14 protein-coding genes are annotated in these 13,142 nt (G+C 32.0%); 13 read left to right on the forward strand and 1 reads right to left on the reverse strand.

Annotation, left to right across the window (positions count from 1 at the left end; genetic code table 11):
* Nucleotides 1-7: 7 nt before the first annotated feature.
* Entirely contained in the window at nucleotides 8-2,065 is a 2,058-nt protein-coding gene (gene metG / locus G4L40_RS01250) for a methionine--tRNA ligase (protein WP_166235226.1), read from the reverse strand.
* A 155-nt stretch (nucleotides 2,066-2,220) separates the two neighbouring features.
* Here metG and G4L40_RS01255 point away from each other — a divergent pair, with 155 nt between their 5' ends.
* The 13 genes from G4L40_RS01255 (at nucleotide 2,221) to atpG (ending at nucleotide 13,099) form a co-directional block, all read left to right on the forward strand.
* Nucleotides 2,221-3,117: a S66 peptidase family protein gene (locus tag G4L40_RS01255; protein ID WP_235922558.1), complete on the forward strand. Its 897-nt coding sequence runs from the start codon at nucleotides 2,221-2,223 to the stop codon at nucleotides 3,115-3,117.
* A gap of 13 nt (nucleotides 3,118-3,130) precedes the next feature.
* Nucleotides 3,131-3,490, forward strand: coding sequence for a YraN family protein (locus tag G4L40_RS01260; RefSeq protein WP_166235230.1), 360 nt, complete (start codon nucleotides 3,131-3,133; stop codon nucleotides 3,488-3,490).
* A gap of 72 nt (nucleotides 3,491-3,562) precedes the next feature.
* Nucleotides 3,563-4,228 carry an aspartate kinase gene (locus tag G4L40_RS01265; RefSeq protein WP_166235232.1) on the forward strand — a complete coding sequence of 222 codons (666 nt, stop codon included), beginning with the start codon at nucleotides 3,563-3,565 and terminating at the stop codon, nucleotides 4,226-4,228.
* A 107-nt stretch (nucleotides 4,229-4,335) separates the two neighbouring features.
* Entirely contained in the window at nucleotides 4,336-6,966 is a 2,631-nt protein-coding gene (gene porW / locus G4L40_RS01270) for a type IX secretion system periplasmic lipoprotein PorW/SprE (RefSeq protein ID WP_166235234.1), read from the forward strand.
* Between the two features lie 24 nt (nucleotides 6,967-6,990).
* Nucleotides 6,991-7,344 carry a bactofilin family protein gene (locus G4L40_RS01275; RefSeq protein WP_166235236.1) on the forward strand — a complete coding sequence of 118 codons (354 nt, stop codon included), beginning with the start codon at nucleotides 6,991-6,993 and terminating at the stop codon, nucleotides 7,342-7,344.
* A gap of 24 nt (nucleotides 7,345-7,368) precedes the next feature.
* Nucleotides 7,369-7,593, forward strand: coding sequence for an AtpZ/AtpI family protein (locus G4L40_RS01280; RefSeq protein ID WP_166235238.1), 225 nt, complete (start codon nucleotides 7,369-7,371; stop codon nucleotides 7,591-7,593).
* Complete coding sequence (locus G4L40_RS01285) at nucleotides 7,583-7,969, forward strand: hypothetical protein (RefSeq protein ID WP_166235240.1); 387 nt, start codon at nucleotides 7,583-7,585, stop codon at nucleotides 7,967-7,969. The genes G4L40_RS01280 and G4L40_RS01285 overlap by 11 nt, the downstream gene beginning before the upstream one ends.
* A gap of 93 nt (nucleotides 7,970-8,062) precedes the next feature.
* The gene (atpB, locus tag G4L40_RS01290; protein ID WP_166235242.1) at nucleotides 8,063-9,226 is read left to right on the forward strand and encodes a F0F1 ATP synthase subunit A; all 1,164 of its coding nucleotides are present in this window, start codon (nucleotides 8,063-8,065) and stop codon (nucleotides 9,224-9,226) included.
* Nucleotides 9,227-9,256: 30 nt separating this feature from the next.
* On the forward strand, nucleotides 9,257-9,448 hold the full coding sequence (gene atpE / locus G4L40_RS01295) for an ATP synthase F0 subunit C (protein WP_008255642.1): 192 nt from the start codon (nucleotides 9,257-9,259) through the stop codon (nucleotides 9,446-9,448).
* 80 nt (nucleotides 9,449-9,528) lie between these two features.
* Nucleotides 9,529-10,029: a F0F1 ATP synthase subunit B gene (locus G4L40_RS01300; RefSeq protein WP_166235244.1), complete on the forward strand. Its 501-nt coding sequence runs from the start codon at nucleotides 9,529-9,531 to the stop codon at nucleotides 10,027-10,029.
* A gap of 4 nt (nucleotides 10,030-10,033) precedes the next feature.
* Entirely contained in the window at nucleotides 10,034-10,567 is a 534-nt protein-coding gene (atpH, locus tag G4L40_RS01305; protein ID WP_166235245.1) for an ATP synthase F1 subunit delta, read from the forward strand.
* Between the two features lie 23 nt (nucleotides 10,568-10,590).
* The gene (gene atpA, locus G4L40_RS01310) at nucleotides 10,591-12,168 is read left to right on the forward strand and encodes a F0F1 ATP synthase subunit alpha (protein WP_166235247.1); all 1,578 of its coding nucleotides are present in this window, start codon (nucleotides 10,591-10,593) and stop codon (nucleotides 12,166-12,168) included.
* A gap of 73 nt (nucleotides 12,169-12,241) precedes the next feature.
* The gene (gene atpG / locus G4L40_RS01315) at nucleotides 12,242-13,099 is read left to right on the forward strand and encodes an ATP synthase F1 subunit gamma (RefSeq protein WP_166235249.1); all 858 of its coding nucleotides are present in this window, start codon (nucleotides 12,242-12,244) and stop codon (nucleotides 13,097-13,099) included.
* The last annotated feature ends 43 nt before the right edge of the window (nucleotides 13,100-13,142 follow it).

Here is a 13,142-nt window from a genome sequence, read left to right on the forward strand (position 1 = left end):
ATATAATTTAAGATATCATCGCACCATTAATCACACCTTCCGCATCTGGATTTACGAAAACTAGTTTACCTTCTGCATTATTTGTTAACAACAACATACCTTCGCTTTCCACACCACGTAATGCTCTTGGTGCTAAGTTTACTAAAACGGTTACGCGTTTTCCAATTATTTCTTCAGGTGTAAAATGCTCTGCAATTCCAGAAACAATGGTTCTTACATCAATACCAGTATCTACTTTTAACACTAACAATTTGTTAGCTTTTGGCATTTTTTCTGCTTCGATGATGGTTCCGATTCGTAAATCTATTTTTGCAAAATCTTCAAATGAAGCTGTTTCTTTTTGCGGTTCAGCTTTTGCGTTTTCCACTTTATTTGCGGTTTTAGTTGCTTCTAATTTGTCTAATTGTTTTTGGATTTCTGCATCTTCAATTTGGGCAAACAAGATTTCGGCTTGACCAATTTGATGCCCTGATGGTAACAAATCTGTTTTAGTAGTTACATCGTTCCAACCTAAAGCATCAATTTTTAAAATATTCGATAATTTTTTAGCTGTAAAAGGTAAAAATGGTTCCGATAAAACGGCTAAAGCTGAAGCAATTTGCAACGCCACATACATTTGTGTTTGCACTCTTGCCGGATTTTCTTTTACCATTTTCCAAGGTTCTTCATCCGCTAAGTATTTATTTCCTAAACGAGCCACATTCATTAATTCACCTAACGCTTCTCTGAAACGGTAACGCTCAATTGAACTTGAAATTACGGCTGGATATGCTTTTAATTCGGCTAACGTTTGCTCATCAACTTCTGTGAATTCGTTTGGAGCTGGAACAATTCCGTTGTAATATTTATTAGTTAATACCACCACACGATTGATGAAATTTCCAAAAATCGCTGCTAATTCGTTATTATTTCTTGCTTGAAAATCTTTCCAAGTAAAGTCGTTGTCTTTGGTTTCTGGAGCATTTGCTGTTAAAGCATAACGCAACGAATCTTGTTTTTCTGGAAAATCTTGTAAATATTCGTGCAACCAAACCGCCCAGTTTTTAGAAGTCGATAATTTGTTTCCTTCTAAATTTAAGAATTCGTTTGCTGGAACATTATCAGGTAAAATGTAACTTCCTTCTGCTTTTAACATCGCTGGGAAAATGATACAATGGAAAACGATATTATCTTTTCCAATGAAGTGAACCAATTTTGTATCGGCATCTTTCCAATACGGTTCCCAATCTTTTCCTTCGCGAGCCGCCCATTCTTTGGTTGACGAAATGTAGCCGATTGGCGCATCAAACCAAACATATAATTTTTTACCTTCCGCACCTTCCACTGGAACATCGATTCCCCAATCCAAATCACGTGTTACGGCTCTTGGTTCTAAACCACCATCAACCCACGATTTTACTTGTCCATAAACATTCGGTTTCCAGTCGTTTTTATGACCTTCTAAAATCCATTCTCTTAAGAACGATTCGTAACGATTTAAAGGTAAAAACCAATGTTTTGTAGATTTTAAAATTGGAGTTTCTCCAGTAATTGTTGATTTCGGATTAATTAAATCCGTTGCATTTAAAGTCGAACCACATTTTTCGCATTGATCGCCATACGCTTCTGGATTGTCGCATTTTGGACAAGTTCCTGTTACGAAACGGTCAGCTAAAAATTGGTCCGCTTTTGCATCGTATAATTGTTCGGTAGTTTCTTCGATGAAATCTCCGTTATCATATAATTTTTTAAAAAATTCCGAAGCCGTTTTGTGATGAATCTCAGCTGAAGTTCTCGAATAATTATCAAAAGAAATTCCGAAATCTAAAAACGATTGACGAATAATTCCGTCGTATTTATCAATTACTTGTTGTGGCGTAATACCTTCTTTTTTCGCTTTCATTGAAATTGCTACGCCGTGTTCATCACTTCCGCAAATGAAAGCTACATCTTTTCCTTGTAAACGTAAATATCGCGCATAAATATCAGATGGAACATAAACACCTGCTAAATGTCCAATGTGAATAGGACCATTCGTATAAGGTAAAGCCGCTGTAATCGTATATCTTTTTGGATTTTCTAACATATCATCATAAAATTTGATGCAAAAATAATCGATTAGTGATGAAATCCCGAATTTTAATTGGATTTTGTTTACTTTTGAGTTAATAAAATCTGACGATGTATAGATTTATTTTGATACTTATTTTAATTTCAAACTTTTCTCATTCGCAAAAGAAAATGAAAATTCCACCTTATCTTAAAAAAGGCGACACAGTTGCTATTGTTTGTACGGCTCGTAAATTTTTTCCAGAAGATGCAAAACCCGCTATTGAATTATTAGAATCTTGGGGATTAAAAGCTAAATTAGGCAGAACCATTGGTTTAGATAGTTGCCAATTAGGCGGAACCGATGACGAAAGAATTGCCGATTTTCAAGAAATGATGGATGACGATAACATCAAAGCCATTTGGTGTGCTCGTGGTGGTTATGGAACGGTTAGAATTATTGATTCGTTAGATTTTACCAAATTCAAAAAGCATCCAAAATGGATTATGGGTTTTTCTGATGTTACTGTTTTACACAGTCAATTGAATGTGGAACGAGTAGCGACATTGCATTCGATTATGCCGTTTACGGTTCCAAAAGCACCTGAAGAAGTAAAAGAAACGCTGCGAAAAGCGCTTTTTGGAGAAGTTATTTCCTATGCAATTCCATCAAAAGCATATGATGTAAAAGGAAAAGCTTCGGGTGAATTGGTTGGTGGAAATATTTCGATTTTATATAGTTTATTAGGTTCGAAATCATCGATTGATACGAAAGGAAAAATTCTATTTATTGAAGATTTGGATGAGTATTTGTATCACATCGACAGAATGATGTACAATTTAAAACGCAACGGTTATTTTGAAAATGTAAAAGGAATTATTGTAGGAAGTATGGCTGACATGCACGATAACGAAATTCCGTTCGGGCAAAACGAAGTGCAAATTATTACTGCAATTGCCAAAGAATACAACATTCCTATTGCTTTTGAATTTCCAGCAGGACATCAAAAAGACAACCGAACATTGATTCTAGGAAAACAAGTTGATTTTGAAGTAAACGACAAAGAAGTGATTTTGTCTTTCAAATAACTAAACATTAATAATGGCAGAACATAACGATTTAGGGAAGTTTGGAGAAGAATTAGCAGTTGATTTCTTAGAAAAAAACGGTTACGAAATCTTAGAAACGAATTGGTTTTTTGATAAAGCTGAAATTGATATTATTGCTCAAAAAAATGGAATATTAGCTGTTGTTGAAGTAAAAACGCGTTCGAGCATCGATTTTGGATTACCACAGGAATTTGTAAAACCTAAAAAAATTCAATTATTAGTAAAAGCTATAAATGAATACGTTACCCAAAACGACATTGATGCCGAAGTTCGATTTGATATTGTGGCAATTCATAAAGAAAATTCAGAATTTGTTATAGAACACATTGAAGAAGCTTTTTATTATTTTTAATGTTATATTTATAACAATTTGTTTTTAAATTTATATATTTGTACCAAATAACTACAAATACAACAATTTAGAATGAAAACTATCTCATCAGTAGTAGAACAATACATAAAATCTAAACCCTTTTTATTGAGTTCGCTTTCGCAAGGAATCATCAACCTAACTTCTTTGGCTAGAATAATGATGCCAGAATTAGAAGCTCATTTAGGAAAAGATGTAAAACAAGGCGCCGTTGTAATGTCGTTAAAACGACTTTCTGAAGAATTAGATTTTAAAATCAATTATAAAATTTCAAAAGTCTTAAAAAATATTGGCGAAATCACCGTTCGCTCATCTCTAACAGATTATACCTTTGTGATTTCAAATACATTATTGGAAAACCAAGCGAAATTATTATCAGAAATTAACAAATTACAAGATATCTTTTATACATCTTCTCGTGGTGTAAATGAAACCAATATTGTAACCAGTGCTTCAATTAGTCCTATAATTGATGCCTTATTCAAAGGTGAAAAATTAACACATAAAATAGAAAACCTTTCATCTATTACAGTAAAGTTACCTCAAGAAAACATTTCAACTCCAGGTGTTTATTATTATATTTTTCAGCGTTTAGCTTGGGAAGGAATCATAATTCATGAAGTAATTTCAACTACTAATGAGTTTACAATTATTGTGAGTGACGAACAAATTGACATTGCTTTCAAGGTAATTAAAGACTTGAAAAACGTATTTGATTAACAAAAATTTGCTTATTTTTTTTCACTTCAAAAAAAGAAACGTATTTTTACCATTCTGTACATACTAAAAACAAGTTTTAGTAGTTTAAGAACAAAAACGTTTTTACCTTGAAAAGCAACATAATAAAATACTCTTTATCGATTAGTTTTATACTTTTTTTAATAGCTTGTTCTGTTAAAAAGGATAAATTTATTAACCGTAATTTCCACGCAGTTACTACAGAATATAATGTTTTGTATAACGGAAATCTAGCGCTAGACAAAGGTTTAGCGGACTTAAAAACAACCTATCAAGATAATTTTTGGGAAATTCTTCCTGTTGAAAGAATGCCAAGCAATGAAGAAGCTTTATTACCTGGCCAAACAAAAAACCCAAACTTTGAACGTGCAGAAGAAAAAGCAGTTAAAGCCATTCAAAAGCATTCCATGAACATTGCCGGTACAGAAAAAAACCCGCAAATGGACGAAGCTTATTTGTTGTTAGCAAAAGCACGTTACTATGATAATCGTTTTATTCCTTCTTTAGAGGCATTAAATTACATTTTGTACAAATACCCACTAAGTGATAAAATTTATCATGCGAAAGTATGGCGTGAGAAAGTAAACATTCGTTTAGACAACGATGAAGTTGCTATAAAAAATCTTAAAAAACTTTTAGAAGATAAAAAAATATCGGGTCAAGATTTAGCCGATGCAAATGCAATGTTAACACAAGCCTATCTTAATATTCAAGCCAAAGATAGCGCAATTGCTACAATAAAAATTGCTAAAGAAACAACGGAAAACAACGAAGAAAAAGCAAGATATTCTTTTATTTTAGGACAATTGTATGAAAGCATGAATTATCAAGACAGTGCTTATTTAGCTTTTGATGATGTAATCCAAATGAATAGAAAATCTCCACGCAGATATATTATTCAAGCCCATGCTAAACAAGCACAACAATTTGATTACAAAAAAGGTGATACTTTAGCTTTTGTAGAAAAATTCACAAAACTATTAGAAGACAGAGAAAATCGCCCATATTTAGATGTTTTGAATCATCAAATTGGACTTTTTTATGACAAACAAGAAAAAAATAGAGTTGCAGAAAAATATTATAATAAATCTATCAAATCTACCTCTCAAGACAAATATTTAGTTTCTTCAAATTATAGAAATATTGGTGAAATCCATTTTAGAGAAGCTCAATATAAAATTGCTGGAAAATATTATGACAGTACATTACTTCGCTTAGACGAAAGAACAAGAGAATACAGAAAAATTAAAAAGAAAAGAGTCAATCTAGACGATGTAATAAAATATGAAACCATTGCGCAGCAAAACGATAGCATTTTGACTGTAGTAGCAATGAATGATTTAGATAGAAAAAAATATTATGACGATTACATCATAAAACTAAAAGCATCAGACGAAAAAAAGGCTAAACTAGCTGCAGAAAAAGCAGAGAAAGAAGCTAATATTTTAGCAGCCAACAATAAAAATACTGGTGATCCATTAAAACAAGGAAAAGACAATCTTCCAACAATGCCTAAAGATGGCGGACCATCAACATTACCGCCAGGAATGGGAGACATGGGAAGTATAGATAACAACAGTTTTTATTTCTACAACCCCGTAACGGTTGAATATGGTAAAAAAGAATTTAGTGGTAAATGGGGAAAACGTGTTTTAAAAGATAATTGGAGATGGTCTTCCGATACAAATCTGGATTCAAATAATGCAGATGAAGAAGATTTATCAGATGAAAAAGAAACTGATTCTACTGCATTAGCTGTTAATCCAAAATATAATTCGGATTTTTACCTAAAACAAATACCTACTGACACAAAATTATTAGACAGTTTGGCAAAAGACAGAAACTTTGCATATTACCAATTAGGCATTATTTATAAGGAAAAATTCAGAGAAAATGAATTGGCAGCTGCTCGTTTAGAGCAATTATTAAAGAACAATCCAGAAGAGCGATTAATTCTTCCTGCAAAATACAATTTGTTTAAAATTTATCAAATAATAGCTCCAGCAAAAGCCGAGCTAATGAAACAACAAATTTTATCAGAATACCCAACTAGCAGATATGCAGAAATTGTAAAAAATCCAAGTGTTGAAATTACAGATGAAGCAAATCCAGAAATTGTTTACAATGCTTTGTACAAAAAATTTGAAAACAACCAAATTAGAGAAGTACTTGCAGAAGTTGACGCACAAATCAATCGATTTACTGGAGAAGAAGCTGTATCAAAATTTGAATTACTTAAAGCAAAAGTAATTGGAAGATTACAAGGTTTAGAAGAATACAAAAAAGCATTAAACTTTGTAGCACTAACTTATCCAAATATCGAAGAAGGAAAACAAGCTGAAAATTTACTTAAAACCGATATACCTAAATTAGAAGCTTTAACCTTTAGTAAAGAAGAAGCTACAGAATGGAAAATACTTTTCCCAAAGAAATTCCCTTTGGATAAAGAGGTTAAAAATTTGACAGATAAAATTGAAAAATATCTTAAAGATGCAAACGCAGTATTGCTAAAATCTTCAAATGATATTTACACTGTGACGGATAATTTTATAGTAATTCATGGATTCAGTTCAAAAGAATCGGCTAATTCAGTATTGTCTGTTTTAAAAGAGCATAAAAATTATAAAATTAAAGATCAAGCCTACATCATTTCAACCGAAGATTATAAAATTGTTCAAATGAAGAAAAAATTTGAAGAATGGCTACAGTTGAATAAATAATAACCTCAAAAAAACGCCTCAAAAATGTTTGACAAAGTTAAAAACCAAGATCATTTATTGGGAAAAACCAATAGAATTGTTGAAGGAACTTCGATAACTGGAGATATTTCTACAAAAGCTGATTTTAGACTTGACGGAAAATTAACTGGAAACTTTACCTCTGGAGGAAAAATTGTAATTGGTCCAACAGGTGAAGTTCAAGGAGATATTATTTGTAAAAGTATCGACATTGAAGGAAAATTTTCAGGTAAATTACAAGCGGAAGGCATGCTAAATATCAAATCTAAAGCCCACATAACTGGAGAAGTTATTGTTGGAAAATTAGCTGTTGAACCAGGTGCAAAATTTGAAGCTAGTTGCGAAATGCGTAGCCTTTGAAGCATCCAAGAAATTTAATAAATAATGCCAGAAAACAAAAATCAATTTAACAAATGGCTAGCCTTAATTAATATTCCTATCCAAATGGGAATTGTGATTTTTGTTTTTTCCTATTTTGGTAAATGGTTGGATGAACAATATGGAAACGCTGATAACACTTATACAAAAATAGTAACATTAATAGGTGTGTTTTTAGCGCTGTATAACGTTATAAGACAAGTAAATCAATTGAATAAAAATGACAAATAGTATTGCAATTTTAAAAAAACTAATCTTTGCCGCTTTACCTCTTTCAATTATACATTTATTACTTTTTCAACTACCTCAATTTAAAGGAAAAGAAATTAGCTTTTATTATTCAATACCTACACTCTATTTTGTTTTTTTTATTCTTTCATTGGTAGTATTAATTACTGTCACTAAAATTTCAGATAAAAACTTTGACAATACAGGTATGGTATTCATGATTGCAACTAGTATAAAAATGGTTATTGCGTTTTTTTTAGTGCGTCCAGTTCTTCATCTTCAAGACAATAAGATAGAGAAAATCAACTTTTTTGCCGTTTTTATTATATTTCTTCTTATCGAAACAATAATAGTCGCAAAAATATTGAATAAAAAATAGTCAAAAAAAAACATCAATATAATTGGAATATAAAGAAAAAATGTACCTTTGCACCAAATTTTATAAACCTCATAGTTTAAGTTTACAAAAGATATGGTGATTTCAAAAAAACCACTCCAGTTTATACTTGCAATGACAATGGCTTTAATGCCTATTGTGAATTTTGCAAATTCTACAAATGATTCTACTGTTGTTGAAGCTCATGCTGCTCCAAAAACAGAAGAAGTTGCTCACGAAGAAGGACATGGACACGCTGAACCAACAGATATTAAATCTCAAGTAAAAGCATTTACTAAACACCACGTTTTAGATTCACACGATTTTACATTATACTCAGATTTCAAAGAAGGTAAACATGTCGGTTTTCCACTTCCAGTAATTTTATGGGATAACGGATTACATGTGTTTTCTTCATCAAAATTTCACCATGGAGAAAGTGTAGCTGAATCTAATGGAAATTACTATGTAATTAACCATCATGATGGTAAAATCTACAAAACAGATGAGAAAGGAACTATTCATGAAGATGAAAAAACTGGTCATCCTTCAAATGCTAGACCAATAGATTTTTCAATTACAAAAAGTGTTCTATTTATTTTAATTACAGCTTTTTTAATGTTCTTCATTTTTGTAAGACTTGCAAAATCTTATGCTAAAAATGGAGGAATTGCATCAGGATTTGGAAGAATATTTGAACCATTAGTAGTTTATATTCGTGATGAAATTGCTATTCCAAACATTGGTGAAAAAAATTATAAGAAATACATGAGTTATTTATTAACTATCTTTTTCTTTATTTTATTCTTAAACATCTTTGGATTGACTCCACTAGGAGTTAACGTTACTGGAAACTTAACCATTACTTTTTCATTAGCTATCTTAACGTTTTTAATCACAAACTTTACAGCTAATAAAAACTATTGGGGGCATATTTTTTGGATGCCAGGTGTACCAAAATTAATGCGAATAGTTCTGGCTCCTATTGAATTATTAGGAGTAATAATTAAACCTTTTTCATTAATGATACGTTTATATGCAAATATTTTTGCAGGACACATTGTGTTAATGAGTATTATTGGTTTAATGTTTATTTTTAAAAGCTGGATTGGAAGCACATTGTCATTTGGACTATCATTTGTTCTTTCAATTCTTGAAATATTAGTTGCTTTTTTACAAGCGTATATCTTCACAATGTTATCTGCACTATATTTTGGTTCAGCAAACGAAGAACATCACCATGAAGAAGCACATCATTAATAAGAATGTTTAATTTTTAATATATATATTATGCAAATTCCAACTATTGTAGGAGCAGGATTAATTGTAATCGGAGCAGGTTTAGGTATTGGTAAAATCGGTGGTTCAGCAATGGACGCTATCGCTCGCCAACCAGAAGCTTCAGGAAAAATCCAAACAGCTATGCTTATTGCTGCTGCGTTAATTGAAGGTATTGGTTTCGCTGCATTATTTGCTGCTTAATTAAAAACTAAAAACAATAGTTGCAACGGTTGGTTGTAACTATTGTTTTATCATTACAAAAAAGTTTAAAATCATATATAATGGATAAATTAATAAATCAGTTTGAATTTGGATTATTCTTTTGGCAAGTACTTATATTTGTTGGATTGATTCTATTATTAAAAAAGTTTGCGTGGAAACCTATTCTTGATGCAGTTAATGATAGAGAAGAAGGAATTAAAAATGCTTTATTAGCAGCTGAAAATGCTAAGAAAGATATGCAAAATTTAAAAGCTGACAATGAAAAATTATTAGCTGAAGCAAGAGCAGAAAGAGATTTAATGCTTAAAGAAGCAAGAGAAATCAAAGAAAAAATGATTGCCGACGCTAAATCTGAAGCGCAAACGCAAGGTGAAAAAATGATTGATCAAGCGAAAGCTTCAATCGAAAGTGAAAAAAATGCAGCTATGGCAGAATTGAAAAATCAAGTTTCTTCTTTGTCATTAGAAATTGCTGAGAAATTGTTAAAAGAAGAATTATCTAACAAAGAAGCTCAAACTAAATTAGTTGAGAAAATGTTAGGTGATGCAAAATTAAACTAATATCATGGCAGGAACTAGAGCAGCAATACGATACGCTAAAGCCATTTTGGATATTGCAAAAGAAAACAATAACACACCTGCTGTAAATGCAGACATGACTTCAATTGTAAATGCAATTAAAGACAGTGCTGAATTGAAAGAATTTTTGCTAAGTCCAGTAGTTAAAGGAGAAATCAAATTTTCTTCAGTAACTGAAATTTTTGCTTCTGCTCAAAAAGAAACAAAAAGCTTGTTTCAATTACTTTTAGTAAATAAAAGATTTGAGTTGTTGCAAGATGTTGCTTTACAATACAATGCTTTACATGATGAACTTAATGGGATAGAAACTGCATTAGTAACAACTGCATTTCCGATATCTCCTGAGTTAGAAGCGAAAGTATTAGCAAAAATTGCAACGTTTTCAAATAAAAATATTACCATCCAAAATATTGTAGATCCGGCTATCATTGGTGGATTTATATTAAGAATGGGTGACAAACAATACAATGCGTCTGTAGCAAACAGATTGCAAAATTTAAAAAGAGAGTTTAGTAATTAATATACCATTAAAGATATATCACAATGGCTGAAATTAAACCTGCTGAAATATCAGCAATATTAAAACAACAATTATCAGGTTTTGAATCTGGTGCATCGTTAGAAGAAGTTGGAACAGTACTTCAAGTAGGAGACGGTATCGCTCGTGTTTACGGATTATCAAACGCTCAATACGGAGAGTTAGTACAATTCGAAAACGGATTAGAAGCTATCGTATTGAACTTAGAAGAAGACAATGTTGGGGTGGTACTTTTAGGGCCATCAACAGGAATCAAAGAAGGTTCAACTGTAAAAAGAACACAACGTATTGCGTCTCTTAAAGTAGGAGAACAAATGGTAGGTCGTGTTGTAGATACTTTAGGAAACCCAATTGATGGAAAAGGACCAATCGGTGGTGATTTATACGAAATGCCATTAGAAAGAAAAGCTCCAGGAGTTATCTTTCGTCAACCAGTAACTGAACCATTACAAACAGGAGTAAAAGCAGTTGATGCAATGATTCCAGTTGGTCGTGGACAACGTGAGTTGGTTATTGGTGACCGTCAAACTGGTAAATCAACAGTTTGTATTGATACCATCTTAAATCAAAAAGAATTTTATGATGCAGGACAACCTGTATTCTGTATATATGTTGCAATTGGACAAAAAGCTTCAACTGTAGCAGGAATTGCAAAAATGTTAGAAGAAAAAGGTGCAATGGCTTATACTGTTATTGTTGCTGCAAACGCTTCTGACCCAGCTCCTATGCAAGTATATGCTCCTATGGCAGGTGCTGCAATCGGAGAATATTTTAGAGATTCTGGTCGTCCAGCTTTAATTGTTTATGATGACTTATCTAAACAAGCTGTTGCTTACCGTGAGGTATCTTTATTATTAAGAAGACCACCAGGACGTGAGGCATATCCTGGAGACGTTTTCTACTTACACTCTCGTTTATTAGAAAGAGCTTGTAAAGTTATCGCTAACGACGAAATCGCTAAAAACATGAATGACTTACCAGATTCTATCAAAGGAATCGTTAAAGGTGGTGGTTCATTAACAGCATTACCAATTATCGAAACGCAAGCAGGTGACGTTTCTGCATATATCCCAACAAACGTAATTTCGATTACAGACGGACAAATTTTCTTAGATGGTGATTTATTCAACTCTGGAGTTCGTCCTGCAATCAACGTAGGTATTTCGGTATCTCGTGTTGGAGGTAATGCGCAAATCAAATCTATGAAAAAAGTTGCAGGTACATTAAAATTAGACCAAGCTCAATTCCGTGAATTAGAAGCATTCGCGAAATTTGGTTCTGACTTAGATGCAGTAACTTTAAACGTTATCGAAAAAGGAAAAAGAAACGTTGAAATCTTAAAACAAGGTTTAAACTCTCCTTTTACAGTAGAAGATCAGGTAGCAATCATTTATGCAGGTTCTAAAAACTTGTTAAGAAATGTACCTGTAGAAAAAGTAAAAGAATTTGAAAAAGATTTCTTAGAATACTTAAACGCTAAACACAGAGATACATTAAATGCTCTTAAAGCAGGTAAATTTGATGACAACATCACTGACGTTTTAGAAAAAGTAGCAAAAGAAATTTCAGCAAAATATAATTAATTTTCAGTGAAAAGTGAATAGTGATTAGTGAAGAGCTAATTACTATTCACTAATTACTAATTACTATAAAAACATGGCAAACTTAAAGGAAATACGTAATAGGATTACTTCTGTTTCATCCACGATGCAAATTACATCGGCGATGAAAATGGTTTCTGCTGCAAAATTAAAAAAGGCTCAAGATGCAATTACTGCTATGCGCCCTTATGCAGAAAAACTTACTGAACTATTACAAAACTTAAGTGCAACTCTTGAAGGAGAAGTTGGTGGTGCTTTTACAGCTCAAAGAGAAGTAAAAAAAGTGCTTATCGTCGCTGTTACTTCAAACAGAGGTTTGTGTGGTGCGTTTAATACAAACGTAATCAAACAAGTAAAAGTTGTTGCTGAAGCATATGAAGGTAAACAAGTAGATATTTTTGCAATCGGTAAAAAAGGAAACGATGTTTTACGCAAAACATACAATGTAATTGATGTACAAAACACCATTTTTGATCAATTAACATTTGAAAATGCTTCTGACATTGCACAAGAATTAATGAATAAATTTGTTGCTGGAGATTACGATAAAATCGAAATTGTTTACAACGAATTTAAAAATGCTGCTACTCAAATTGTAAGAACACAACAATTTTTACCTCTAGCTCCTATTGTTGGTGGCGAAGTTGTGGCATCAGATTATATTTTTGAACCTTCTAAAGAAGAAATTGTGTTAACCTTGATTCCAAAATCATTAAAAACACAGTTATACAAATCGATTAGAGATTCATTTGCAGCAGAACACGGAGCACGTATGACAGCAATGCACAAAGCTACCGATAATGCTACAGAATTAAGAGATCAATTAAAATTAACTTATAACAAAGCTCGTCAAGCAGCTATTACAAACGAAATTTTAGAAATCGTTGGTGGAGCTGAAGCTTTAAATAATTAATTTTAATAAAATTTATACCAATTAAAAAGTCCTGAAATTTCAG

This window comes from Flavobacterium celericrescens (genome assembly GCF_011392075.1).
Classification (GTDB): domain Bacteria; phylum Bacteroidota; class Bacteroidia; order Flavobacteriales; family Flavobacteriaceae; genus Flavobacterium; species Flavobacterium celericrescens.

Coding starts and splice junctions, on each gene's coding strand:
- metG (WP_166235226.1), bottom strand. CDS start 2,065: ATGTTAGAAAATCCAAAAAGATATACGATTACAGCGGCTTTACCTTAT.
- G4L40_RS01255 (WP_235922558.1), top strand. CDS start 2,221: ATGAAAATTCCACCTTATCTTAAAAAAGGCGACACAGTTGCTATTGTT.
- G4L40_RS01260 (WP_166235230.1), top strand. CDS start 3,131: ATGGCAGAACATAACGATTTAGGGAAGTTTGGAGAAGAATTAGCAGTT.
- G4L40_RS01265 (WP_166235232.1), top strand. CDS start 3,563: ATGAAAACTATCTCATCAGTAGTAGAACAATACATAAAATCTAAACCC.
- G4L40_RS01275 (WP_166235236.1), top strand. CDS start 6,991: ATGTTTGACAAAGTTAAAAACCAAGATCATTTATTGGGAAAAACCAAT.
- G4L40_RS01280 (WP_166235238.1), top strand. CDS start 7,369: ATGCCAGAAAACAAAAATCAATTTAACAAATGGCTAGCCTTAATTAAT.
- G4L40_RS01285 (WP_166235240.1), top strand. CDS start 7,583: ATGACAAATAGTATTGCAATTTTAAAAAAACTAATCTTTGCCGCTTTA.
- atpB (WP_166235242.1), top strand. CDS start 8,063: ATGGTGATTTCAAAAAAACCACTCCAGTTTATACTTGCAATGACAATG.
- atpE (WP_008255642.1), top strand. CDS start 9,257: ATGCAAATTCCAACTATTGTAGGAGCAGGATTAATTGTAATCGGAGCA.
- G4L40_RS01300 (WP_166235244.1), top strand. CDS start 9,529: ATGGATAAATTAATAAATCAGTTTGAATTTGGATTATTCTTTTGGCAA.
- atpH (WP_166235245.1), top strand. CDS start 10,034: ATGGCAGGAACTAGAGCAGCAATACGATACGCTAAAGCCATTTTGGAT.
- atpA (WP_166235247.1), top strand. CDS start 10,591: ATGGCTGAAATTAAACCTGCTGAAATATCAGCAATATTAAAACAACAA.
- atpG (WP_166235249.1), top strand. CDS start 12,242: ATGGCAAACTTAAAGGAAATACGTAATAGGATTACTTCTGTTTCATCC.